The 24,197-nt window shown below is 59.5% G+C and carries 26 protein-coding genes; 17 read left to right on the top strand and 9 right to left on the bottom strand.

The window, feature by feature from the left end; genetic code table 11:
• Window positions 1-41: 41 nt before the first annotated feature.
• Window positions 42-686, bottom strand: coding sequence for a ribosome biogenesis GTP-binding protein YihA/YsxC (gene yihA, locus EI969_RS15255; protein ID WP_008002192.1), 645 nt, complete (start codon window positions 684-686; stop codon window positions 42-44).
• A 191-nt stretch (window positions 687-877) separates the two neighbouring features.
• Here yihA and EI969_RS15250 point away from each other — a divergent pair, with 191 nt between their 5' ends.
• The 7 genes from EI969_RS15250 to EI969_RS15220 all read left to right on the top strand — a co-directional run bounded on the left by EI969_RS15250 (window position 878) and on the right by EI969_RS15220 (window position 8,147).
• Window positions 878-1,168, top strand: a complete 291-nt coding sequence (locus EI969_RS15250) for a cytochrome c5 family protein (RefSeq protein WP_060540368.1) — start codon at window positions 878-880, stop codon at window positions 1,166-1,168.
• Between the two features lie 46 nt (window positions 1,169-1,214).
• A complete protein-coding gene (locus EI969_RS15245; protein ID WP_103397942.1) occupies window positions 1,215-1,844 on the top strand; it encodes a cytochrome c in 630 nt (209 codons plus the stop codon).
• A 200-nt stretch (window positions 1,845-2,044) separates the two neighbouring features.
• Window positions 2,045-2,686: a thiol:disulfide interchange protein DsbA/DsbL gene (locus EI969_RS15240; RefSeq protein ID WP_160388519.1), complete on the top strand. Its 642-nt coding sequence runs from the start codon at window positions 2,045-2,047 to the stop codon at window positions 2,684-2,686.
• A gap of 14 nt (window positions 2,687-2,700) precedes the next feature.
• Window positions 2,701-3,579, top strand: a complete 879-nt coding sequence (locus tag EI969_RS15235) for an endonuclease/exonuclease/phosphatase family protein (RefSeq protein ID WP_160388518.1) — start codon at window positions 2,701-2,703, stop codon at window positions 3,577-3,579.
• Window positions 3,576-5,579 (top strand): GGDEF domain-containing protein, encoded by a 2,004-nt coding sequence (locus EI969_RS15230; protein ID WP_160388517.1) that lies wholly within the window; start codon window positions 3,576-3,578, stop codon window positions 5,577-5,579. The genes EI969_RS15235 and EI969_RS15230 overlap by 4 nt, the downstream gene beginning before the upstream one ends.
• 92 nt (window positions 5,580-5,671) lie before the next feature.
• Window positions 5,672-6,451, top strand: coding sequence for an N-acetylmuramoyl-L-alanine amidase (locus tag EI969_RS15225; RefSeq protein ID WP_160388516.1), 780 nt, complete (start codon window positions 5,672-5,674; stop codon window positions 6,449-6,451).
• Between the two features lie 76 nt (window positions 6,452-6,527).
• Window positions 6,528-8,147, top strand: coding sequence for an EAL domain-containing protein (locus EI969_RS15220; protein WP_160388515.1), 1,620 nt, complete (start codon window positions 6,528-6,530; stop codon window positions 8,145-8,147).
• 7 nt (window positions 8,148-8,154) lie between these two features.
• On the opposite strand, the gene EI969_RS15215 is transcribed toward EI969_RS15220, so the two are convergent.
• Both EI969_RS15215 and algB read right to left on the bottom strand, forming a co-directional pair.
• Window positions 8,155-9,945, bottom strand: a complete 1,791-nt coding sequence (locus EI969_RS15215; protein ID WP_160388514.1) for a KinB sensor domain-containing domain — start codon at window positions 9,943-9,945, stop codon at window positions 8,155-8,157.
• A gap of 10 nt (window positions 9,946-9,955) precedes the next feature.
• The gene (algB, locus tag EI969_RS15210) at window positions 9,956-11,302 is read right to left on the bottom strand and encodes a sigma-54-dependent response regulator transcription factor AlgB (RefSeq protein WP_160388513.1); all 1,347 of its coding nucleotides are present in this window, start codon (window positions 11,300-11,302) and stop codon (window positions 9,956-9,958) included.
• Between the two features lie 438 nt (window positions 11,303-11,740).
• Between algB and EI969_RS15205 the strand changes: the two genes are divergently transcribed.
• From EI969_RS15205 to EI969_RS15190, 4 genes are all read left to right on the top strand, one after another.
• Window positions 11,741-12,028: a hypothetical protein gene (locus EI969_RS15205; RefSeq protein WP_160388512.1), complete on the top strand. Its 288-nt coding sequence runs from the start codon at window positions 11,741-11,743 to the stop codon at window positions 12,026-12,028.
• Between the two features lie 71 nt (window positions 12,029-12,099).
• On the top strand, window positions 12,100-12,264 hold the full coding sequence (locus tag EI969_RS15200; RefSeq protein WP_003177151.1) for a DUF1328 domain-containing protein: 165 nt from the start codon (window positions 12,100-12,102) through the stop codon (window positions 12,262-12,264).
• Window positions 12,265-13,105: 841 nt separating this feature from the next.
• Window positions 13,106-14,437 carry a glutamate/aspartate:proton symporter GltP gene (gltP, locus tag EI969_RS15195; RefSeq protein ID WP_110662245.1) on the top strand — a complete coding sequence of 444 codons (1,332 nt, stop codon included), beginning with the start codon at window positions 13,106-13,108 and terminating at the stop codon, window positions 14,435-14,437.
• Window positions 14,438-14,629: 192 nt separating this feature from the next.
• Window positions 14,630-15,859 carry a nucleoside recognition domain-containing protein gene (locus EI969_RS15190; protein WP_150718205.1) on the top strand — a complete coding sequence of 410 codons (1,230 nt, stop codon included), beginning with the start codon at window positions 14,630-14,632 and terminating at the stop codon, window positions 15,857-15,859.
• Here the strand turns inward: EI969_RS15190 and EI969_RS15185 are convergent.
• The gene (locus EI969_RS15185) at window positions 15,841-16,938 is read right to left on the bottom strand and encodes an aminopeptidase (RefSeq protein WP_160388511.1); all 1,098 of its coding nucleotides are present in this window, start codon (window positions 16,936-16,938) and stop codon (window positions 15,841-15,843) included. The genes EI969_RS15190 and EI969_RS15185 overlap by 19 nt on opposite strands.
• A gap of 59 nt (window positions 16,939-16,997) precedes the next feature.
• Between EI969_RS15185 and EI969_RS15180 the strand changes: the two genes are divergently transcribed.
• Together EI969_RS15180 and EI969_RS15175 are read left to right on the top strand one after the other, a co-directional pair.
• Complete coding sequence (locus EI969_RS15180; protein WP_160388510.1) at window positions 16,998-17,420, top strand: hypothetical protein; 423 nt, start codon at window positions 16,998-17,000, stop codon at window positions 17,418-17,420.
• A 40-nt stretch (window positions 17,421-17,460) separates the two neighbouring features.
• Window positions 17,461-17,883, top strand: a complete 423-nt coding sequence (locus tag EI969_RS15175; RefSeq protein ID WP_150718202.1) for a hypothetical protein — start codon at window positions 17,461-17,463, stop codon at window positions 17,881-17,883.
• Between the two features lie 4 nt (window positions 17,884-17,887).
• Here EI969_RS15175 and EI969_RS15170 read toward each other — a convergent pair whose 3' ends face one another.
• Together EI969_RS15170 and EI969_RS15165 are read right to left on the bottom strand one after the other, a co-directional pair.
• Complete coding sequence (locus tag EI969_RS15170; RefSeq protein ID WP_160388509.1) at window positions 17,888-18,121, bottom strand: DUF1161 domain-containing protein; 234 nt, start codon at window positions 18,119-18,121, stop codon at window positions 17,888-17,890.
• A gap of 180 nt (window positions 18,122-18,301) precedes the next feature.
• Window positions 18,302-18,733, bottom strand: a complete 432-nt coding sequence (locus EI969_RS15165) for an OsmC family protein (protein WP_160388508.1) — start codon at window positions 18,731-18,733, stop codon at window positions 18,302-18,304.
• Window positions 18,734-18,973: 240 nt separating this feature from the next.
• Between EI969_RS15165 and EI969_RS15160 the strand changes: the two genes are divergently transcribed.
• Window positions 18,974-19,975 carry an LLM class flavin-dependent oxidoreductase gene (locus tag EI969_RS15160; protein WP_160388507.1) on the top strand — a complete coding sequence of 334 codons (1,002 nt, stop codon included), beginning with the start codon at window positions 18,974-18,976 and terminating at the stop codon, window positions 19,973-19,975.
• 68 nt (window positions 19,976-20,043) lie between these two features.
• Here the strand turns inward: EI969_RS15160 and EI969_RS15155 are convergent, their stop codons facing one another.
• Both EI969_RS15155 and EI969_RS15150 read right to left on the bottom strand, forming a co-directional pair.
• Window positions 20,044-20,265, bottom strand: coding sequence for a DUF1161 domain-containing protein (locus EI969_RS15155; protein ID WP_160388506.1), 222 nt, complete (start codon window positions 20,263-20,265; stop codon window positions 20,044-20,046).
• A 121-nt stretch (window positions 20,266-20,386) separates the two neighbouring features.
• On the bottom strand, window positions 20,387-20,602 hold the full coding sequence (locus tag EI969_RS15150) for a dodecin (protein ID WP_095942957.1): 216 nt from the start codon (window positions 20,600-20,602) through the stop codon (window positions 20,387-20,389).
• A 157-nt stretch (window positions 20,603-20,759) separates the two neighbouring features.
• On the opposite strand from EI969_RS15150, the gene EI969_RS15145 reads away from it, so the two are divergent.
• The gene (locus EI969_RS15145; protein ID WP_095967836.1) at window positions 20,760-21,083 is read left to right on the top strand and encodes a YqjD family protein; all 324 of its coding nucleotides are present in this window, start codon (window positions 20,760-20,762) and stop codon (window positions 21,081-21,083) included.
• Here EI969_RS15145 and EI969_RS15140 read toward each other — a convergent pair.
• On the bottom strand, window positions 21,080-21,973 hold the full coding sequence (locus tag EI969_RS15140) for a LysR family transcriptional regulator (protein WP_160388505.1): 894 nt from the start codon (window positions 21,971-21,973) through the stop codon (window positions 21,080-21,082). The two genes, EI969_RS15145 and EI969_RS15140, sit on opposite strands and share 4 nt — an antisense overlap.
• A gap of 112 nt (window positions 21,974-22,085) precedes the next feature.
• On the opposite strand from EI969_RS15140, the gene trpB reads away from it, so the two are divergent.
• Together trpB and trpA are read left to right on the top strand one after the other, a co-directional pair.
• On the top strand, window positions 22,086-23,321 hold the full coding sequence (gene trpB / locus EI969_RS15135) for a tryptophan synthase subunit beta (RefSeq protein ID WP_160388504.1): 1,236 nt from the start codon (window positions 22,086-22,088) through the stop codon (window positions 23,319-23,321).
• Window positions 23,321-24,133, top strand: coding sequence for a tryptophan synthase subunit alpha (trpA, locus tag EI969_RS15130; RefSeq protein ID WP_160388503.1), 813 nt, complete (start codon window positions 23,321-23,323; stop codon window positions 24,131-24,133). The genes trpB and trpA overlap by 1 nt, the downstream gene beginning before the upstream one ends.
• The last annotated feature ends 64 nt before the right edge of the window (window positions 24,134-24,197 follow it).

The following is a 24,197-nucleotide window of genomic DNA, read 5'->3' as shown; positions in this document are numbered from 1 at the left end:
GCAGGAAACTGCCCAGGGACGCCCCAGGCAGCTTTTGCTGCTTACTGGGCTTCCACCTCGGCACCCTTGTCCGCCAGCTCCATCCAGCCTGCCAGCACCGTGTAGGCGTCTTCGAGGCCCATACGTTTTGGTGCCGAGAACAGCTGGATCGTCACCAGATCGCCCCAGCCCTTGCGGATTTCCGCCTGAACCTTGAGCAGCGTGTTCTTGGCCGCGCCGTAGGTGAGCTTGTCCGCTTTGGTCAGCAGAATGTGCATCGGCATGCCGGCAGCCACGGCCCAGTCGAGCATCAGAAGGTCGAAATCGGTCATCGGATGGCGGATGTCCATCATCAGAATCAGACCCTTCAAACTCTCGCGTCCACCCAGATATGCCTCCAGGTGACGCTGCCAGTGTTGCTTGAGCGGGATCGGTACTTTTGCATAACCGTAGCCCGGCAGGTCGACCAGACGGCGTTCATCGTCTAGCTTGAAGAAATTCAACAGTTGCGTGCGCCCCGGAGTTTTCGAGGTGCGCGCCAGGCTGGCGTGGGTCAGGGTGTTCAAGGCACTCGACTTGCCGGCGTTGGAACGCCCGGCGAAGGCGACTTCGAAGCCCTCGTCATCCGGACATTGGTCGACTTTGGCGGCGCTGAGCATGAAGGTGGACTGTTGGCACAGACCGAGGATGGGATTCTTGAGTTGCATGGGATTTCCGATGTGGGCGGCGCCAGGAATGGGTGCGGCAAGCAGTGTCGCTTCCGTTTCAGTGACGCCAGTATATAATGCCGCAGATTTTGTGTGCGCTTTGTCCCAGCGTAGGATGAAGTTCACGAGAGCGACAGACCTTGATTGCGCACTAGAACGCAGCACGCTCTCAACCCTGAAAAGGTCGTTTTATGACGAAATGGCTGCTAGCTGCCGGTGTCTTGATGCCGCTTTACAGCGCTCAGGCTACACAGGATCCGGAAGCTGTGTACAACCGTGTTTGTGGTGCCTGTCATTCCGGCCAACTACCCATGGCGCCGAAAAAAGGCGATCAGGAAGCTTGGACGCCGAGGTTGGCGAAAGGTATGGAGACGCTGGTGCAACACGTGACCCAGGGTTTCAAGGCGATGCCGCCGCGTGGTTTGTGCATGGACTGCAGTGCCGAGGATTACCAAGCCATCATCCATTGGATGAGCGAGTAAGCCCGGTCCATAACTCTTTAACCCTTAGCCGTAGTTGGATTAGCTGATGAAGAAATTGATCGTGAGTCTGCTGTTGACCGTGGGCATCTCCAGCATGGCTCATGCTGCAGGTGAGGCAGTACAACCGGGAGATGCAAAAGCCGGCCAGGCCAAAGCCGCCGTCTGTGGCGCCTGCCACGGCCCGGATGGCAACAGCATGGCACCAAACTTTCCAAAACTGGCGGGTCAGGGTGAACGCTACCTGACCAAGCAGTTGCACGACATCAAGTCGGGCAAGCGCACCGTCCTGGAAATGACCGGCCTGCTGACCAACCTGAGCGACCAGGACCTGGCGGACATCGCCGCCTATTTCGCCAGCCAGAAAGGCAGCGTCGGCGCCGCCGACCCTAAGGTCGTGGCTCGCGGTGAAGCCCTGTTCCGTGGTGGGGACCTGGCCAAGGGCCTGCCATCCTGCACCGGTTGCCATTCGCCAAACGGCGCGGGCAACGCACCTGCCGGTTTCCCGCACCTGGGCGGCCAGCACGCCCAGTACATCGCCAAGCAACTGACCGATTTCCGCAAGGAAGAAGGCGGCCGCAACAACGACGGCGATACCAAACCCATGCAGACTATCGCCAAGAAACTGAGCGACGAAGACATCGCCGCGGTGTCCAGCTACATTCAAGGCCTGCACTAAGGCCTGCGGATCGGGCGTTGAACGCGGCGGTTATCGCCTGCAACGTTAACGCTCGATTAATCCGTTGCAACGAGTATAAAAAGGGTGGCCTTGGCCGCCCTTTTTTGTGGCCGCTGCCGTTACACTACAGAACTCAAGCCCGCCAGGATCTGTCTGATAACAGGTCGCGCGAGGCGAAAAAATTTGTCCAGGAGTGAAGCATGCGTAATCTGATCATCAGCGCCGTTTTTGCCGCTGCCAGCCTGTTCGGCATGACTGCCCAAGCCGCTGAAGCCCCCGCCGCACCTTATGTCGAACTGGCCAATCCGGTCCAGGTCGCCGTGCCTGGCAAGATCGAAGTGGTAGAGCTGTTCTGGTACGGCTGCCCGCATTGCTACGCCTTCGAGCCAGTGATCAATCCGTGGGTCGAGAAACTCCCTTCAGACGTGAATTTCGTACGTATTCCAGCCATGTTCGGTGGCCCGTGGGATGCTCACGGCCAGATGTTCCTGACCCTTGAAGCCATGGGCGTCGAGCACAACGTTCACGCCGCAGTGTTCAACGCGATCCAGAAAGAACACAAGAAGCTGATCGACAAGAATGACATGGCCGACTTCCTCGCTACCCAGGGCGTGGACAAGGACAAGTTCCTCGCAACCTTCGACTCTTTTGCTATCAAGGGTCAGATCGTCAAGGCTCGTGAGCTGGCCAAGAAGTATGAAATCACTGGCGTTCCAACCATGGTCGTCAACGGCAAATACCGCTTCGACGTAGGCTCCGCCGGCGGTGCGGAACAGGCCCTGCAACTGGCCGACAAACTGATCGACAAAGAGCGAGCGGCTAACAAGGCTGCCGCCAACTAAAGGCAGTCACTGCCATGCGCCGATGGGGTACTGAACGCATTGTTGGCCTGCATGATCCGCGGGTCAACGAGCATCATCTGGAGTCCACGGGCCTGCCCGCAGACAGTCGTTTGCGCTTGCTCAGCTTCAATATCCAGGTCGGCATCAGTACCGAGCGCTACCGGCATTACCTGACCCGTGGCTGGCAGCATCTGCTGCCACACACCGGGCGTGCCGACAACCTGCAGAAAATCGGCAGTCTGCTCGGCGACTTCGATCTGGTCGCCTTGCAGGAAGCCGATGGCGGCAGCCTGCGATCAGGCTACGTCAATCAGGTTGAGCATCTGGCCCACCTCGGGGCCTTTCCCTACTGGTATCAACAACTCAACCGCAATCTTGGTCGTCTGGCCCAGCACAGCAATGGCGTGCTCAGCCGTTTGCGCCCATGGGCGATTGAAGATCATCCGTTGCCGGGGCCAAAGGGCCGCGGAGCCATTCTGGTACGGTTCGGCGAAGGCCCGGAAGCGCTGGTGGTGGTCATGATGCACCTGGCGCTGGGCGCTCGGGCGCGCAGCCTGCAACTGGCTTACATCCGCGATTTGATTGGCGATTACAAACACCAGGTCCTGATGGGCGACATGAACACCCATGCCAGTGACCTGCTGCTGCACTCCCCGTTGCGTGACCTCGGCCTGCTTGCGCCGCAACTGGAAGCAACGTTTCCCAGCTGGCGCCCACAGCGCTGCCTGGACCATATCCTCCTGAGCCCGAGCCTGACCCTGGAAAAGGTCGAGGTGCTGGCACAGCCCATTTCCGATCACCTGCCGGTCGCGGTAGAGATTCGTCTGCCGGGTTCGCTCACGGCCGATGCATTGCCCGCGTTGAGTCCTGCCCCTCGCGGATCCCATGAATGAGCGACGAAACACAGCGCTGGAAAGAGAAATACCTCAAAAGCATTGAACAACAGGAAAAGCTCGAACGACGCTGGGACGCGCGGCTCGACTTGCTGCGTCGTGGACTGGTGCGCAGCACCCTGGCGGCCGAAGGCACTGACCGCGCCGTAGACCAATGCATGAAGGAAATGCGCGAGGTCGTGCGTACCGACGACATGGACGCCGGCCTGGCCGCGCTGATTCCACGTCTGGAAAAAGCCGTGCTCGACTCCGAGCAGCGTCGGGAAACCCGGATCAACCAGACCAGTGCCGCCCTGACTGCGCTGGTCACTCAACTGCAAACATTGCCGTTGCCCCGCGATGTGAGCCGACCACTCAAGAACTTCGCCAAACAGCTGGATGCGCGGGTCAGTCAGGCACGCGAGATACCCTTGTTGCTCAGCGAGCTCAGTGGTTTGCAAGGCAAGGCCCTGAGCCAGCTGGAAACCCCGACGGAAGCCGGTCGCCCGGGTTTGCTGCAGCGCTTGTTCGGCGGTCGTGAAGCGGAGGAGACGGCGGCCTCAGCGCTTGCCTCTCCTGCTCCGGCCGCCACGGTAGTCGAAAGGCCTGCGGCGATTATCGAGTCGGCTCCGGTGGTGATCGAGCCGCAAATCTGCGAAGCGCCCGTTACCGAACGAGTTGAAGACGACTGCGCACCGACCGTGGCCGAGCCCGTTCCGGCAGGGGTGGCCTTTGCACCTCCCGCTGCGCAGCCTCAATCCGCCAGTGCAGCCGCCGTCGAATCGACTGAGAACCCGATCCCGCAAACCATCGCGACACCGCCCGAGGCGCAAGCGAACCCCGACGAACTGATCGCGCAAGCATTACCCGATAGCCTGCCCTTGCCTGCGACTCCGGCTGCGGACGTGGTCGACGCCGATCAGCCGCCTTCCGAGCACGACATCCTCTACGCACTCCCGGATTCCCCTGAGCCCTCCTACAGCTCGGTGGCCAGACACATCGAAGACACGCTGCTGGGGCTGCTCGAAGACCTGACATTGCCCGAGCGTCACCGCCCGCAAGCCGAGTCCATGCGTGATCGGCTGAAAAACGGTCTGAACTGGTACGAACTGCTACCCATCCTCGACGACTTCGCCACGTTGATGCTGGCCATTACCGACAGCGGCCAGCACGAGTTCGAAGCCTATCTGCAACGTCTGAACGAGCGCCTCGAATCGTTCCAGAGCAACCTGCAAGCCGCCACCGCAGGGCATGCCGACAACCGTTCGGCGGCGCGGCAGATGGACACGCAGATCCGCGAACAGGTCGATGGCTTGCAAAACAGCATGCAGGAAGCCGCGGACCTGGAAGACCTCAAGCACGTTCTGGAAAACCATCTCGAGGGCTTGCTGGGCACCATGGACCAGCACCAGAAACAACGCGATGAGCGTGAGCAAGAGGTCGCTGCGCGCCTGCACAGCCTGGCCGAGCGGGTCGCCCATATGGAGCAGGAGGCCCAGGGTTACCGCGAGCACCTTGAAGAGCAGCGGCAAAAGGCATTGGTCGACCCGTTGACCGGCCTGCCCAACCGCGCGGCCTGGAGCGAGCGGCTGGAGCATGAAGTCAAACAATGGCAGCAACATGGCAACACGCTGCTGCTGGCCATGCTCGACCTCGATCACTTCAAGCGCATCAACGATAACTACGGGCACCTGGCCGGTGACAAAGTACTGAAAATCATTGCCAGCGTGCTGCGCAAGCGTCTGCGCGGAACAGATTTCATTGCCCGGTTTGGCGGCGAAGAGTTTGTGCTGTTAATGCCGTCCACGGTGCCGTCGGCGGGGGCGAAGTTGCTGGAAAGCCTGCGCGCCGCCATCGAGGCCTGTCCGTTCCACTTCAAGGGAGAGCCGGTGACCATCACCGTTTCTATCGGCATGTCGGCGTTCAGGCCGGGTGAGCACGGTGATCAAGTGCTGAAAAGGGCCGATCAGGCGTTGTACCGCGCAAAAAATGCAGGACGCAACCGCGTGGAGCCGGGCTGATCATTATTTGTTCCATTTTGTTTGATTGCCGTCAGCCCGCCAGGCATTACGTTACACTGTTGCATTACTGTCTTGTGTGTACTGCCTTCGCCATGAAATATTTTGCTCTGATCGTGTCACTTGTTCTGCTGGCAGGCTGCGCCAGCGGCCCCCGTTTTGACACCAGTCATCCTTCAGCCAACTACGACAGCCGTGTGCAGTTCGTAGTGGTGCATTACACCAACGCCTCGCTGGAACGCTCGCTGCAGCTGCTGACCCGCGGCGAAGTCAGCAGTCATTACCTGATCGGTGACGACAAGGGCGCCACCATCTACAAGCTGATGGATGAAAACCAGCGCGCCTGGCACGCCGGGGAGAGCGAATGGAATGGCCGGACCTGGCTGAATTCCAGTTCCATCGGTATCGAAATCGTCAATCCGGGCTTCGACGACACGCCAACCGGGCGCGTGTGGTACCCCTACAGCGAAGATCAGGTGCAGTCCTTGATCGTATTGCTCAAGGACATCAGCAAGCGTCAGGGCATCAAGCCTCGCGATATCATTGGCCATAGCGATATTGCCCCGTTGCGCAAACTGGATCCGGGGCCGCTGTTCCCCTGGAAACGTCTGGCTGCAGAAGGCCTGGGTATCTGGCCGAATGAACAGGCGGTGGCGCGTCAGCAAATGCTGTTCGCCGAACAGTTGCCGAGCGTCAGCTGGTTTCAGGCGCAATTGGCCCGCCTGGGGTATGCCTCGCCACAAACCGGCGAGCTCGATGTCGCGACCCGGCATGTGATAGCGGCATTCCAGATGCATTTCCGCCCGACCCGTTTCGATGGCACTCCGGATGCGCAAACTGCGGCCCTGCTTCTGGTGTTGAACCAGACAAAATAATGACGCCCGCCCGACGGTCAGGGCTTTTTTCCAATCAGCAGCTATAACTCATTGGTAATCCTTCGGATATTACGCAATGACTGCTGCTCGAGAGACCTTCCGTAGTTGGTTCCATCGCCCCTGGTTCCTGGGGGTGATGTCGGCTGTCTTGAGCGCAACGTTATTGATGGCCGGCAGCCTGTTCGTCGCCATTCATCAGCTCGAGCAAAACGAAAGCGAAGAAATGAATGCTCAGGGTGAACGCTTTCTCGCCCGTCTCGAACAGCTCTTCGGGCAACTGCGGGAAAGCCTGGATGACCTTGAAGCGCAACCGTTGCGTGGTTGCGATGCGGAAATGATCGCGACCTTGCAACAGGTTACGTTCAATTATCGCTTCGTCTATGAAGCGGCCTATATGGACTCCTCGCGAATCTGCTCCAATCGACCGCGCCAGGAAGGGCTGTCGCTGAGTCGATCGCCAGACATAAAAGGCCCGACTTACAGCTATTGGCTCAACACCACCACCGAACCCGATGAAAACCGCGCCGCGCTGATGCTCGGGCGCGGGAATTTCCGGGTCGCGACCTCTCGTGGGCATTTGACCGATATGGTCGACTTGTCGCCGGGCAGCAGCTTGCTGGTAGTCCTGGACCATGGCACACGGGCGATTCCGGTGCTGGGGTCGTCCCAGATCTGGCCGCCCGTCGAGGCCTGGCCGCCGAAAACCCGTGATGCGCTGCAGATAACCCAGGCACGCCTGATATATCGCATGCCCACCGACAACCCGGAGTATCAACTGGTGTTGATCAGCCCGCGTTCCGGCATGCATATCCCGGCAGTCTGGTGGTGGCTGCTGCCGGCCAGCCTGGTGCTGGGCATCTGCGTCGGGTTCCTGGTGTTCCTGCTGGTGCAACAGCGACAGTCGCTGGACGCCGAACTGACCGGCGCGATTCGCCGTGGCGAGTTGCAGGTGCTGTACCAACCGATCTTCGACCTCGATAGCCGCAACTGTGTCGGGGCTGAAGCACTGCTGCGCTGGCGCAGGCCGGACGGCACCCTGACCAGTCCCGACCTGTTCATTCCGATGGCCGAGAACACCGGGCAGATTCGCCAGATGACGGACTTTGTCCTGCAACGCTTGCTCGAGCAACTCGGCCAGTTGCTGCGTGCCAACCCGCAACTGTACATCTCGGTCAATCTCGCGGCGTGTGATGTGATGGTTCCGCGAATCGGCCAGGTGATGGCTCGGCTGCTGACCCTGCACCGCGTCGCTGCGCGGCAAATTGCCTTTGAGGTCACCGAGCGCGGGCTGGTCGATGTGGTGGTGGCCCGGGAAAACCTGCAATCGCTGCGGGATGTCGGGCACCAGGTGCTGATCGATGACTTTGGCACCGGCTATTGCAGCCTCGCCTATTTGCAGACCCTACCGGTGGATTGCCTGAAAATCGACAAGGCATTCATTGATGCATTGGGCCATGACGCCGCCAGCAGCGGTGTGGCCCCGCACATCATTCACATGGCCCAGTCGCTGCACTTGAAGGTGATTGCCGAGGGCATCGAACATGAGGCCCAGGCCGAGTTCCTGTGCAGTGAAGGCGTGAAGTTCGGCCAGGGCTGGCTGTTTGCCCATGCGCTGAGCGCGGTTCAGTTCATTGAATTGATAACCCGGGGACGACGTCTGGCCAGCGCTGGCCGACGCCTGGATGACGAAGCGTGACCGCGATTTAAACGGTCAGCGCCATGTAGAACTGAGTACCCTGCCCCGGCCGCGAATAGACGCCCATGCGCCCGCCATGCAATTGCACGATTTCCTTGCACAATGCCAGGCCGAGACCGGCTCCGCCCTTCTTGCGGCCGACCTGCACGAATGGCTCGAAGATCCGCCCCTGCTGACCGTAGGCAATGCCCTCGCCGTTGTCCTCGACACTGATGATGACCCGGTCGCCGTGGCGCCGGGCGTGCAGGCGTATCCGCCCGCCGGAGCCGGTATGACGCAAGGCATTGTCCAGCAAGTTATCGAGTACCCGCTCCAGCTGTGGTTGGTCGGCCTGCAATCGCGGCAATGGCCCCTGCACTTCCACCAGCAGGTTGATCTCTTTCTCTTCAGCCGATGTGGCAAAGCGCAACCGAGCCTGCTCAAGCAGCGCCTCGATGGCACACGGCGCCAGGCTGAGTTTCTGCAAGCCGTTCTGGTAACGGGAGAAATTCAGCAGGTCATTGATCAACTGCATCAGCCGCTGCATCTCTTCATTCACGGTATCGAGCAGGTCGGCCTCCCGGGAGTCCGGGGCAAAGTGCGCGCGCTCGCGGAACAATCCGAAGGCCATGTGCATGCCGGTGACCGGTGTGCGCAATTCATGGGAGGCGCGTAATACAAATTCGCTGCGTACCCGTTCGAAGGCACGCTGCTCCGTGACGTCATGCAGCACCATCACGGCACCGAGAATATGGCCTTGGGTATGGCTGACCGGGGTCAGGCTATAGGTCAGCAATCGCAACTCGCCGTCGACTTCGACGCTCAAGTCTTCCGGCGCTCGCTCCAGCATGCCGCCGCGCAGCACCAGTTGCAGTTGCTCATCGAGTTCGGGACGCTCCAGCGCCGTGCCCAAGCCTTGACCCAGGCGATCGGAGTCCCAGCCCAACTGACGCTGGGCCACAGGGTTAAGGTGCTCCAGATGGCCCTGGCGGTCGATCATCAGCAGTCCGTCGTCGATGCTGTCGAGCACGGCCTGCAACCGCTGCTGACCGGCCAGCAACTCATCGACGTTGGTGGCCTGATGTTCACGCAGCGCCTGGGCCATGATCCCGAAGCGCCGCGTCAGCTGGTTGAGTTCCATCGCCGAAGAGATCGGCAGGGTGACATCGAAGTTACCCTGGCCAATGTTGTCCGCCGCCTTGGCCAAGGCCTCGATGGGCTCGCCGAAACGCCGGGCGATGGCCTGCGCGGTCACGAAGCCGATGATCAGCACCGCCAGCCCCACCAGGCCAAGTAACCCGGCAATCAGCAAGGCCCGCTCCCGGGCCTGGCGCTCGAGATCGTTGATGTTATCCAGTGCGCGCTTGTGCTCGGTGATCAGGCCATTGCGTAGCGCGTTGAATTTTTCCGTCAGGTTGTCGTTACTGCTGAGCACCTTCGACGGGTCCGGGGACGTTTCATAAGCCTGGATAAAGCGCTCGTAGTCGACCTTGGCTTTTCTGAAGCCGTATTCGCTTCCCGTTTCCTCCGGTTCCTGGGCGATGCCTTGTTCGAGCAGTTCGAAGTAATGCTGCCTGGAGGCAGCGAAAGCGGCGGAGTCAGGCTTGTCGCTGAGCATGATGATCAGCTGATCACCCAAGGTCTGACGCAGCTTGAGCCCAAGGTCCAGCGTGACGAAGTTGTTGCGGATGAGCATTTCCTGGCTGCCGGCCATCTGCATCACGCTGACCAGCCCGAGCAGGAGCCCGAGCAAGGCGACGGTGATCAGTGCGGAGATGCTCAGGAAAAGCCGGGTCCGCAATTTCATCGCCAGTTTCATCGGGTATTGCTCACAAGTTGTACTGCTTGCGTTTGCGGTACAGCGTCGAGGCGTCGATGCCCAGTGTTTTGGCCGCTTGATCCAGCGTGTCGGCAGTGGCGAGGACCGCGCCGATGTGGGCCTTTTCCAACTCGTCCAGGCTCAGTGCCGCACCAATGCGCGGTGCATTGTTGACCGGGGTTTCGGCCATGCCCAGATGACTGATCTCGACTCGCTCCTGCGGACAGATGATGCTCGCGCGCTCGATCACGTTGCGCAGCTCGCGGATGTTGCCCGGCCAGCGGTAGCTCAGCAGGGCTTCCCGGGCCTCATCGCTGAAGGCCCGCGCGGGACGGGCGTACTCCTTGACGAAGCGCGCCAGGAAACGGTCGGCGAGGTTGAGAATATCTTCGCGACGTTCGCGTAGCGGTGGCAGGTGCAAGGTAATGACGTTCAGGCGATAGAGCAGGTCTTCACGGAAACGACCGTCGCGGACCATGTCCTCGAGGTTGAGGTTGGTGGCCGCAAGGATGCGCACGTCGGCTCGGCGGGTCACCGGATCACCGACGCGCTCATATTCCTTGTCCTGAATGAAACGCAGCAACTTCGGCTGCAGTGTCAGGGGAAAATCGCCGATTTCATCGAGAAACAGTGTGCCGCCGTCAGCCTGGTTGACTCGGCCCAAGGTGCTTTCGCTGGCACCGGTGAAAGCGCCGCGGCTGTGGCCGAAGAGTTCGCTTTCCATGAGCTCGGCAGTCAGCGAAGGGCAGTTGATCGTGACGCAGGATTTTTTCGCGCGTTTGCTCCAGCCGTGAATGGCTTGAGACAGTTCGCCCTTGCCGGTACCGGATTCACCGAGTATCAGGATATTGGCATCGGTTGTGGCAACCTGCCGCGCGGTTTCGAGCACCACTTTCATGGCCGGGCTGTGGGAGTCCAGGCCATCCTTGGGCTTGCGCACTTCGCCTTCCAGGGCTTCCAGTCGCGCCGACAGCTGCCGAACCTCCAGTTGCTTGGCGGTCGCCAGCCGCAATTGATCGGGGCTGCAAGGTTTGACCAGATAGTCGGCCGCACCTGCCTGAATCGCATCCACCGCCGTGTCGACAGCGGAGTGCGCAGTGACGATCACCACTCGCATCCAAGGCGCCTGGATACGCATCTGGGCCAGTACATCGAGGCCGTTGTCTTCACCCAGGCGTAAATCGAGGAAGCACAGATCAAAAACCTGGCGCTGCAACAGGGCGTCTGCCTGCGCGGCGCTGGTGGCGGTGGCCACGCTGTAGCCTTCGTCTTCGAGGCAGTAACGGAAAGTACGCAGGATGGCGGACTCATCATCCACCAGCAGAATGCGGCCTTGGTGCTCCGTGGCTGATTCCATTTTCCTACGCTCCTTAATGAATGATCTTTATTTTGTCCCGGAGAAATCGGGCAAGTTGCATGATTGATTCTGAGCCATTCCTGTCATGGCAGGGTAGCTTTCATCCGATGTCTCGGTTAGCCGCCTCTTTTAGCGGGTCTTTCAATGGATTTCCGGTTTTCGACATCGGCCAGCGTGTATTTCTGACATCCGTGGCCCTCTCGCAATTCAAAAAATTTACGCCTGCCTGCAAATGAATCGTGCAATACGCACGACCGCGTAAGTGGCATCGTGCAGGATGCGTACGATGTTTTTTCTTCTGCGATCATAAAATATTGATATTTAAAGGAATTATTTCGAAACAAGGCTGGCATGCGGACTGCAATTGTCTGGTTAACCAGGGCATTCAAAAACAAACGCCCGCTTTCGAATACCGACCCGAGTGGTAGGAGCTCCAGGATGAACCGTCAACGTGCCGCCCACCTGCACCTGTCGCCAGTGCATATCCAGCAAGGACTGTTCGCTGTGCTGGCGCTGTTGATCACCTTGATCGGCGGCCAGCAGTTTCTGCGCTGGGAACAGAGCCAGCAGCCGCAGGCGCCACAGTTGTCGATTGAGCATCCGAGCCAAACCCATTTCAGTGCTGTTGGCAGCCTTCAAGCTGATAGCACCCCGATGCGCATGATGGACGTCGACCAGGCCAGCCCTGTGGGTGAGATACGTCATCAAGAGCGTTGGGTGTTCTAGGCAAAACCTCCGCCGCAGACGATGCGCCGGGAAACGCAGCACCTCTAAATAGAAGCGTAAGGAGAATCACCATGTTGAGCTGGGCAATCACATTCCTGATCATTGCCATCATCGCCGCAGTACTGGGCTTCGGTGGTATCGCGGGCACCGCCACGGGTATCGCCAAGATTCTGTTTGTCGTGTTCCTGGTGATGTTCATTGCTTCGTTCTTCTTTGGCCGTCGCGGTCGAGGCTGACATGAACGGTTTGTTCAAGACGCTGGCAGCCGCCCTGCTATTGGGCGGTGATGCCAGGGCATGCGGGTTGGCTTTTCCCCGACATGCCTGATCCCTCCTCTGGGAGGGGCTGGTTGATACACCAGAATTTGTACACGAAGGAGGTCACAGCGCCTCTTTCCACTTGCGCCACCCGAGGAAGGCAGGCGCATGACCAAGGGGTCGGGACGTTCTGCCTGTTTCAGGGGCGGAGTGACCTACGGGTACAGGGAGTACCTGCGCAAGGGCCGGGTCAGGAAAGCTGCTGCGCAAGTTCGCCGGACCGCCATGGCTCGACGAGCTTGCGAAGGGCTTGATCAAGCAACACATTGAAATAGAGCGCTCATCCCGGTTACATCACTGAAACCGCGGCCTTGTCCTTGTTAAGTCGAAAATTACTTTTCCCGGTGTTTCACCGGCGACCGTATATCGAGAAAAATCCCCTTTTTTTCGCCTCGATTTTTCCCTTCGTCCTGCGCGATTCTGCTTAAAAATCAATGCTCGGCCGCTGCTCGAAAAACACTCAATCTGCTCTGTGATGACCGGTTCACGGCACTTATGCCTGCCGAAATGTCGTATTCGAACCGGTTGGGACGCGCGTTTCGCTAAAAAAACCTCATGCCGATTCGGCATAGGGTAGGCGTTTACGGCATTAGACGGCGCTTCCTTGCATCGGAATAGTTGCGCCTTTTTTCGCCTGCCAGAGAGCCGCAAAACGCGCTCCGGGGCACCTTATACGGGGGGCAGATGCACTGGGCTTTTTCGCCACAAGCGTTCCAGTTCGCGCATCTCCCTGAGTCAAACAACAAGTAAGGGTAAAGATATGAAGAAGGCAAAGCTTAGCCTCGCCTGGCAGATCCTCATCGGTCTGGTATTGGGGATTGCAATCGGTGCGCTGCTCAACCATTTCAGTGCCGAAAAAGCCTGGTGGATCAGCAACGTCCTGCAACCGGCAGGCGATATCTTTATCCGTCTGATCAAGATGATCGTGATTCCGATCGTCATCTCCTCTTTGATCGTCGGCATTGCAGGCGTCGGTGACGCCAAGAAGCTGGGGCGTATCGGCCTCAAGACCATCATCTACTTCGAGATCGTCACCACCATCGCGATCGTGGTCGGTCTGTTGCTGGCCAACCTGTTCCACCCGGGTGCCGGTATCGACATGAGCACCCTTGGCACTGTGGACATTTCCAAGTACCAGGCGACGGCGGCCGAGGTTCAGCATGAACACGCGTTTATCGAAACCATCCTCAACCTGATCCCGTCGAACATCTTCGCGGCCATGGTTCGCGGTGAAATGCTGCCGATCATCTTCTTCTCCGTGTTGTTCGGCCTCGGTTTGTCGAGCCTGCAGGCAGATCTGCGCGAGCCGCTGGTGAAAATGTTCCAGGGCGTATCGGAAAGCATGTTCAAGGTCACTCACATGATCATGAACTACGCCCCGATCGGCGTATTCGCACTGATCGCAGTGACTGTGGCCAACTTCGGTTTCGCTTCGCTGATACCGCTGGCCAAACTGGTGATCCTGGTTTACGTCGCCATCGCCTTCTTCGCTTTCGTGGTCCTGGGCCTGATCGCTCGCCTGTTCGGCTTCTCGGTGATCAAGCTGATGCGCATCTTCAAGGATGAGCTGGTACTGGCCTACTCCACCGCCAGCTCCGAAACCGTGCTGCCGCGCGTGATCGAGAAAATGGAAGCCTACGGCGCGCCGAAAGCCATTTGCAGCTTTGTGGTGCCGACCGGTTACTCGTTCAACCTGGACGGTTCGACCCTGTACCAAAGCATCGCGGCGATCTTCATTGCCCAGCTGTATGGCATTGACCTGTCGATCAGTCAGCAATTGCTGCTGGTACTGACTTTGATGGTCACCTCCAAAGGCATCGCCGGCGTACCGGGCGTGTCCTTCGTAGTACTGCTGGCCACCCTGGGCAGTGTCGGCATTCCACTGGAAGGCCTGGCATTCATCGCCGGTGTCGACCGCGTGATGGACATGGCGCGTACTGCACTGAATGTGATCGGCAACGCCCTGGCTGTCCTGGTTATCGCTCGTTGGGAAGGCATGTACGACGACGCCAAGGGCCAGCGCTACTGGAACTCCCTGCCGCACTGGCGCAGCAAGGAAAAGCTGCCGGCGGGTGAAGTTTCCAAGAGCTGATACACCCTCTGTAGGAGCCGGCTTGCTGGCGATTGCCACAACGCGGTGTAACAGGTGCACCGCGTTATCGTTCATCGCCAGCAAGCCGGCACCTACAGATGTATGGCATTGACATGAACCCCGGAGAAATCCGGGGTTTGTCGTTTCTGGTCACCCCGCTATCATTCGCGCATCTTTTGGGGGATTTGACTGATGCTCAATGGCCTGTGGCTTGGCTTCTTCATCGTGGCAGCCGTATCGGCGCTGGCGCAGTGGCTGATCGGTGGCAATGCCGGAATATTCGCGGCAATGGTGGAGAGCATTTTCGCCATGGCCAAGCTGTCGGTCGAAGTCATGGTGCTGCTGTTCGGCACCCTCACCCTCTGGCTGGGTTTTCTGCGCATCGCCGAGAAAGCCGGCATCGTCGAATGGCTGGCCAAGGCTCTGGGGCCACTGTTTCTGCGCCTGATGCCAGAAGTCCCGCCGGGTCATCCGGCCATCGGCCTGATCACCCTGAACTTCGCCGCCAACGGCCTGGGGCTGGACAACGCCGCCACGCCGATCGGCCTCAAGGCCATGAAGGCGCTGCAGGAACTCAATCCCAGCGCGACCATCGCCAGCAATGCCCAGATCCTGTTCCTGGTGCTCAACGCCTCCTCGCTGACCCTGCTGCCGGTGACGATCTTCATGTATCGCGCCCAGCAAGGCGCGCCGGATCCGACGCTGGTGTTCCTGCCAATCCTGCTGGCGACCAGTTGCTCGACCATTGTCGGCTTCCTGTCGGTGGCGTTCATGCAGCGTTTGCGCATCTGGGACCCTGTGGTGCTGGCCTACCTGATCCCCGGCGCGCTTGCTCTCGGTGGTTTCATGGCATTGCTGGCGACCCTTTCGGCAACCGCACTGGCCGGCCTGTCATCGATCCTCGGCAACCTGACGCTGTTTGGCCTGATCATGCTGTTTCTGCTGATCGGCGCGCTGCGCAAAGTGAAGGTCTACGAGGCCTTCGTCGAAGGCGCCAAAGAGGGTTTCGACGTCGCCAAAAACTTGCTCCCCTACCTGGTGGCGATGCTTTGTGCGGTGGGTGTTTTGCGGGCCTCCGGGGCGCTGGACTTCGGTCTGGACGGGATCCGTCACCTGGTGGAATGGGCCGGTTGGGACACGCGCTTCGTCGATGCGCTGCCGACCGCGATGGTCAAGCCTTTCTCGGGAAGCGCCGCGCGAGCGATGCTGATTGAAACCATGAAGACCTCAGGCGTGGACAGTTTTCCGGCGCTGGTCGCGGCGACTGTCCAGGGCAGCACCGAGACCACGTTCTATGTGCTGGCGGTGTACTTCGGTGCCGTGGGCATCCAGCGCGCACGCCATGCGGTTGGCTGTGCACTGCTGGCAGAGTTGGCCGGGGTGCTGGGTGCAATCGGGGTCTGCTACTGGTTCTTTGGTTGATCCGCGCCATCAGCCAACGCCTTCAGCGCGGCCTTGCGCTCAGCCGTCGGCAGGCTGCCGAGCTTTTCCACGGAGGCATAAAACCTGAGCCAATCGCCCTCCACCTGATGGAACAGCGCGTCGAATGCCGGCACCCATTGGTCGTACAAACCAAAGGGCAATAGCCGGGCGTTGTTCATGGGGGCATTGATCCAGGCGTCATAGCGTTTGTCTCCAGCCCACTGACTGTCACGCAGCTGGCGGTATTCACTGCGCAAGCGCTCGAACTCGGCCGCCTTGCGCTGGCGCATTTGTTCGGCTGGCAACGGCAAAGTGTAGAGTTTTTCCAGGCGGGTGCGAGCCCTCAGCACCAACTCGGTAAATTGGTCACGTTGACGCGCCTGTGCATTGTTGTCGGGTGGCAGGTGGCGGTAGGCGCGCCATTGGCGGGTACCTTCCTGCTCGACGAAGGTGGCGAAGGACTCGTTGAACTCCGTGTCGTCCTTCACATAGACGCGTTGATGGGCCAATTCGTGAAAGATCAGCGTGGCCAGGCGCTCATCGCCCCAACCCATCATCGAGTTGAGAATCGGATCGTTGAACCAGCCAAGTGTCGAATAGGCTTCAACGCCGCCAATCGACACGTCCATGCCCTGCAAGCGTTGCACAGCCGCTTCGCCGCGGGCTGCGCCCTGGCTGTAGTAACCGCGATAGGCCACGCAACCGGCGATGGGGAAGCAGTGGTTTACGGGTTTCAGGGAAAACTCCGGCGTGACGAAGACATTCCAGACGACGAAGGGACGCCCGATGTCCGCGTACAAGCGGTAGCTCTGGTTGTCCGGCAGGTGCAATTGCCGGCTGGCGAACGTGCGCGCTTTTTGTGATTGCTCCAGGTGTGTCCGCAGTTTTTGGTCGCGCGTCGGGTCGGCAACCACGCGGGAAACCGGCTCCCTGGCCCGCAGCAACTGCAGTTGACCGCTGGCCAGCTGGCTGTAATAGCTGACGCTGGCGCAACCGTTGAGCAACAAAAACAACACACCCGGAAACAAAACGCGAAAAACGCGATCAAGTAACCCAAGGCTAGGAAGCGGCCTGATCACAATAATTCTTCCTTGGAGAGTCTTCCCGCAAGACTATCCCGCCAGACTGGAGCTCCGCTATGCGCACGTTGATACTGACAGCAAGCCTGCTGTTGCTGGCCGGCTGTGCCGGCTTCGGAATACCCCGCCCTGATCCTGCGCAAGCCTGGATCGACCTGGATTCAAAGCAGGAAGACACGGCGTTGCAGGCGCTGGAGGTCGATGACAAGACCACGGATGATAAACGCTACTTCGAAGTCCAGCCTGGAAGCCACGAATTGACGGTGCGCTACCAGTTTGCGGTGCAACCCACCAACATCGGCCCAGATGCCGAACCGTTGTGGCGCGATTGTCAGTTGAACGTGAAATTCAATGGCTTCAACGCGGGCGAACGTTATCAACTGCAAGCGGGAAACATCGGTTTCCGGCCGTGGGCGAAACTCTATGATCAACAGCGCAAAGTGATCGGCCAGGGCACTCCTGCGGGCTGCCAACGAACCTGATCGGCGTTATGCTGAATGAATATCCCTAGGGACATTCATCATGCGCAGGTTGATGCTGTTACTCGCCGCCGGTGTCGTCGCGGGCTGTCAAAGCCCGATGCCGACACCCAATCCACAAATGGCCTGGGTTGAATTCTCGACGCCCTTCCCTAACGACAAATTGTTGATGGCCGAACGGCTGGATAAACAACGCCTGCGTGACGGGCGTTATTTCGAAGTGATGCCCGGTAGCCACGAACTGATCGTGCGCTTCGACTTTGAGGTGCCCGGCGGCGGTGGCCTGAGTACGATGAGCGGGCCCTCTGAGCGGCTGTGCTACCTGACCATCAAATACGATCATTTCGAAGCCGGGCAGCGTTATGTGCTCGAAGGTCGCTCAATCGCCTTCACGCCCGGCGCCCGGCTTTACAACGCCAAGCGGGAGATCGTCGCTGAAGATCGGGAATCCTACTGCCTGATGTGAGGGGTCAGCGCTCGTTCTTCTGGTAGATGATTTTTTTGGTGCCATTTTCGCACGAGCCCACGACCATGTTCTGGTCGTGTACTTCGTCGTTGGTGACGATTTCCAGCGTGTAGGCGGTGACGCCACTGGCCTGGATCTTGGCTTCGATCTCGGCCTTGAGTTCTTCGCAGGGTTTCGGTGCTGCGAGGGCGGAGGTGGCCAGTACGCAACAGATAACCGCCAGGGCAAAACGTTTCATGGTTGAAGCTCCTTTGAGGCAGCACGCCGATTCACGGGTTTTCGCTGCTGTCATTTATTCGACCATATTTTTAGCGGGCAAATCTGTCGCGACGCAAAAAAGATCGCAACCCTGAGTAACCTCTACCGAATGATCCCGGCAGGTTGCGCAAGACGGCGATCTTTTGATTTCAACTAAAATCTAGCCGACCAATGTTGCTTCCAGGCTGATCTTCGCATTCAGTACCTTGGATACCGGACAGCCCTCTTTGGCCTTGTTGCTGAGTTCTTCGAACTGCGCCTGGGATGCCCCGGGGATTTTCGCTTTCAGAATCAATTTCACTGCGGTGATCGCAAAGCCGCCGTCCACTTGATCCAGGGTGACTTCTGCCTGGGTGTCGATGCTATCGGCCTTCAGGCCGGCATCACCGAGAATCATCGAAAACGCCATGGAGAAGCAGCCGGCGTGGGCCGCGCCGATCAACTCTTCCGGATTGGTGCCCCGGCCGCCTTCGAAGCGTGCCTTGAAACCGTAGGGTGCTTCGCGCAGTACCCCGGTTTCTGTGGAGATCGAGCCGATGCCGGTTTTCAGATCACCTTCCCAATGAGCCGATGCTTTCTTCACGATAGCCATGTCTGCCTCCTCAAGATCGGCGCGAAACGTCGCGCCTGCGTGGTTTTCGGTTGCAAGGCTTGTGAGGATAGACGCAGGGGCAAAGTTCATCTCGTCCGATCAATCTGTTTTTTTCCGCGGGATTTTCAGCCTGGCTATTGAAACTCGGGTATATGCCCACATTGCATGAACAGGCTTTTGGATTCGGCAGGTTTGCGTTCGCAAGAACAAACCTGCGCCCTCAATTGGAGAAGCAGGTTTATGAAACGACTGTCCGATATCAAGTTCTCGACCCTCGACCTGGTGCCGGTGCGCGAGAACGGCAGCGCGGCCCAGTCGCTGCGCAACTCGCTGGACCTGGCGCAGCACGTCGAGAAGTTCGGCTACAACCGCTTCTGGGTGGCCGAACACCACAACATGGACGGCATCGCCAGTTCCGCGACCTCGGTGCTTCTGGGTTATCTGGCCGGTGGTACGTCAACCATTCGGGTCGGTTCGGGCGGAGTGATGTTGCCCAACCACGCACCGTTGGTGATTGCCGAGCAGTTCGGCACCCTGGAAAGCCTTTATCCGGGCCGGATCGACCTGGGCCTGGGGCGCGCCCCCGGCTCCGACCAGATGACTGCACGGGCACTGCGCCGCGAGCGCTCGGGCAGCGCCGACGACTTCCCGGAAGATGTGGCGGAGCTGGTGCGCTACCTGGGGCCACGAACCCCGGATCAACGCATCATCGCCATGCCGGGAACCGGGACCAATGTACCGGTCTGGCTGTTGGGGTCGAGTCTGTTCAGTGCACAGCTGGCCGGTGAACGCGGTTTGCCCTACGCCTTCGCTTCGCATTTCGCGCCGCGCTACATGCATGAAGCGATTCGGGTCTACCGCAACCACTTCAAGCCCTCGGCAGTTCTGGACAAGCCCTACGTGATGCTCGGCGTGCCATTGGTGGCGGCCGATACCGACGAGCAGGCCGATTACCTGGCGACTTCGGTGTTCCAGCGGATACTGGCCCTGATGCGCGGGCAAAGCCTGGTGCAGCGTCCCCCGGTGAAGACCATGGACGGCCTGTGGCTGCCCCATGAGAAAGACGCTGTGCATGATTTCCTTGGTCTGGCGATGATCGGCAGTCCGCAGAAAATTCGCGCCAAGCTCGAGGTCCTGATCGAACAGACTCAGGCAGACGAGCTGATTTTCACCTCTGACCTGTACGAACATTCCGATCGCGTGCATTCCTACGAGCTGCTGGCGCAGGTCATGCGAGGCTGACACTCAAACGGCAGGCATGAAAAAGCCGGCGCCAGGACGCCGGCTTTTTCATTCGGGCGCGTACCGGCCTATTTTTTATAGACGATCACTTTGGCGCCCGCTTCGCATTTACCAACGACTTTGCCGCCGGCAGCGGTACCTTTATCGACAATCTCCAGCGAATAACCGGAAACGCCCTTGGCATCAAGTTTCGCTGCGATTTCGGCTTTCAGCTCTTCGCATGGCTTGCCACCCGCCAATGCGCTCCCCGCAAGGCTTAACAAACCTACCGCCAACATAAACTTCTTCATCGGTTGCATTCCCTGGTCGGATCATAGGGGTAACCAGCCGTCAGCCGGACGTACTCATTCAGCGTTTTGCCATTCCCTATGGCATTCGGCCGGCGTGCAAGTTCAGAAGACTAGCGCAAAGTCAGCTGCTGGCAATGCGGAATCCTACTTTCAGGGTAACCTGAAAGTGTGCAGCCTTGCCGTCCCTGATATGCCCACGGGTCTCGGTCACTTCAAACCATTCCATGTACTTGATGCTTTTGCTGGCTTCGGTCAGCGCGTTGTTGATTGCATCTTCGATACTGCTGGTGGACGAGCCGATCAGCTCGACTTTCTTGTAGGTGTGATGGTCAGACATGGCGTTCTCCTCGGCGTGTGAATTACAGCCTAGCAGTGATTTTTCCTATTTCTTCTGTTGGCCGTTCTGAGGATGAAGTTCAGATTTTCTGCACTTTCTCCAACCCCTGAAGTCCCAACCAACACACGCCACTCATCACCAATGCAGGAGAGCCACCATGGCCAACACCTCGTTACGCAAAGCCTCATTGCAAAGCATGGAAGCGGAGATCGAGAGTCTGCTCAAGTCTTTGGAAAATCTGAAGGACGACGCCTCGGACGAGTCGCGTAAAACCCTCAAGACCCTGAAAGGCAACGCCGAGAATGCCTTGAAGCACTCGCGCCATCTGCTTGCCGACGCCTATGAAGAGGTCAAGGTCAAAACCCGCGAAACCGGAATTGCCACCCGGGACTACGCCCAGGAACACCCCTGGACAACAGCCGGTGTCGCCGTGGGCGCATTGGGCCTGCTGGCCGCTTATCTGTTGTGCAAGCGTGATTAATCCGCTCGCCGCAGTTCGTTCTTGAGCCACTGCGCCAGTTGCCGGGCGCGCCCGTCCGCGGCGCGCTTGGGTAACCACAACGCCAGATGCGCCGGGGTTTCGCTGAAACCCCATGGTGCGACCAGGCGACCCGCCTTCAAGTCTTCGGTCACCAGTGGTTCAGGGGCAATCGCCACGCCCAGCCCGGCCACGGCCGCTTCCAGCAAGTAATACAAATGCTCAAAACCTTGTCCGTACTTCAACGCCTTGGCATCGAGGCCGCTTTGCTGCGCCCAGCTAGGCCAGGCTTGCGGACGCGAAGTGGTGCGCAGTACTGTTTCGCTCAGCAGCGCTGTGGCGGGCGCCGACTTGAGCCGTTCATATCCGGAAAACCGTGGACTCATGACCGGGCCGATCCGTTCGCTGGCGAGCTCGAATACCTGCATGTCCGCCGGCCAGGGTGGCTCGGCAAACACCAGCAAGGCGTCCAGGCCCGGACGGCGTGGGTCGAGATCGCCTTCTCCGGCCGACAGGTGCAATCGAAGGTCGGGCAAGTCGGCATTCAACCGTCCAAGACGCGGAATGAACCATCGGGCCAGCAAGCTTCCCGAACAGCCGAGGACAAAAGGCGCATCGGCCGTGCTCTGGGTGAGTTCAGCGCACACGGTACGCAGGCGCTCGAACGCTTCTGCGCTGGCGTCGCGCAAACGCAGGCCGGCATCTGTGAGTTTCAGGCCGCGACCATCCTTGATGAAAAGACTCACGCCGAGGTGCTCTTCAAGCACTTTCAGCTGTCGGCTGACCGCACCATGCGTGACATGTAGCTGCTCGGCGGCCTGACTGACACTGTTCAGGCGGGCCGTCGCCTCGAAGGCGCGCAGGGCGTTCAACGGTGGGAGGTCGTGGCTCATGGGATCTGTGAGTTTTCCTAACAGGTTGCGGCGATCTTATCGGTTTTCAGTCTGGTACGTCAGGGGTAGAGTGGACTTCATTGTCACTTCCCGCATTCAACTGGAGCGCCCCATGACCCAGACTAATCTGCGCAACGGCCCTGACGCCAACGGCCTGTTTGGCGCGTTCGGCGGCCGTTACGTCGCCGAAACCCTGATGCCGTTGATCCTCGACCTGGCCCGCGAATATGAGTTGGCCAAGGAAGATCCTGCATTCAAGGAAGAGCTGGCCTACTTCCAGCGCGACTACGTCGGACGTCCAAGCCCGTTGTACTTCGCCGAACGTCTGACCGAGTTCTGCGGTGGCGCGAAGATTTATCTCAAGCGCGAAGAGCTGAACCATACCGGCGCGCACAAGATCAACAACTGCATCGGCCAGATCCTGCTGGCGCGGCGCATGGGCAAGAAACGCATCATCGCCGAGACCGGCGCCGGCATGCACGGTGTGGCAACTGCTACCGTGGCTGCGCGTTTCGGCCTGGATTGCGTGATCTACATGGGCACCACTGACATCGAACGTCAGCAGGCCAACGTGTTCCGCATGAAGCTGCTGGGCGCCGAAGTGATCCCGGTGGTCGCCGGCACCGGTACGCTCAAGGATGCGATGAACGAAGCCCTGCGTGACTGGGTGACCAACGTCGACAGCACCTTCTACCTGATCGGCACAGTGGCCGGTCCGCACCCTTACCCGGCAATGGTTCGCGACTTCCAGGCCGTGATCGGCAAGGAAACCCGTGAGCAACTGCAAGCCCAGGAAGGCCGCCTGCCGGACAGCCTGGTGGCGTGCATTGGCGGTGGTTCCAACGCCATGGGCCTGTTCCACCCGTTCCTCGACGACAAGAGTGTCGAGATCATCGGCGTTGAAGCCGCCGGTTATGGCATCGAAACCGGCAAGCACGCTGCCAGCCTGAATGGCGGCGTACCGGGCGTGTTGCACGGCAACCGCACTTTCCTGCTGCAGGACGACGATGGCCAGATCATCGACGCCCACTCGATTTCTGCCGGCCTCGACTACCCGGGTATCGGCCCGGAACACGCCTGGTTGCATGACATCGGCCGCGTTCAGTACACCTCGGTGACTGACGACGAAGCTCTCGCTGCGTTCCACCAGTGCTGCCGCCTGGAAGGGATCATTCCTGCCTTGGAAAGCGCCCATGCCCTGGCTGAAGTGTTCAAGCGCGCGCCGAGCCTGCCAAAGGATCACCTGATGGTCGTCAACCTGTCCGGCCGTGGCGACAAAGACATGCAGACCGTGATGCACCACATGGAAAACTCTCTACAAGAGCCAGTAAAGCAGGAGAAACACTGATGAGCCGCCTGCAAACGCGTTTTGCCGAACTCAAGGAACAGAACCGCGCCGCCCTCGTGACTTTCGTGACCGCTGGCGACCCGGGCTATGACACCTCGCTGGCCATCCTCAAGGGCTTGCCGGCCGCCGGCGCCGACGTGATCGAACTGGGCATGCCCTTCACCGACCCGATGGCTGACGGCCCGGCCATCCAGCTCGCCAACATCCGTGCGTTGGGTGCCAAACAGAATCTGGCGAAAACCCTGCAAATGGTTCGCGAGTTCCGCCAGGACAACAACGAAACGCCGCTGGTGCTGATGGGTTACTTCAATCCGATCCACATGTACGGCGTACCGCGCTTCATTGCCGAAGCCAAGGAGGCTGGTGTCGATGGCCTGATCGTGGTCGATCTGCCGCCTGAACATAACGGCGAACTGTGCGACCCGGCACAGGCTGCGGGCCTGGACTTTATCCGTTTGACGACGCCAACCACCGACGATGTGCGCCTGCCGACCGTTCTCAATGGCAGCTCGGGTTTCGTCTACTACGTCTCGGTAGCCGGTGTGACCGGTGCCGGTGCCGCCACGCTGGAACACGTCGAAGAGGCTGTCGCCCGTCTGCGTCGCCATACCGACCTGCCGATCAGCATCGGTTTCGGTATCCGGACGCCGGAGCAGGCAGCGTCCATTGCGCGTCTGGCTGATGGTGTTGTGGTGGGTTCGGCACTGATCGATCACATCGCCAATGCCACCACCCCGGAGCAAGCCGTGGATGGCGTGCTGAGCCTGTGTTCGGCGTTGGCCGAAGGCGTGCGTAAAGCCCGCGTCAGCTGACTAAAACCCTGTGGGAGCGAGCTTGCTCGCGAATAGGCCATCAGCTTCAACATCCATGTTGACT

Origin of the sequence: Pseudomonas sp. PB101, from assembly GCF_009764265.1 — a bacterium.
Lineage (GTDB): Bacteria > Pseudomonadota > Gammaproteobacteria > Pseudomonadales > Pseudomonadaceae > Aquipseudomonas.
The sequence above is the reverse complement of the archived record's forward strand: the minus strand, read 5'-3'. Positions and strand labels throughout refer to the sequence as shown.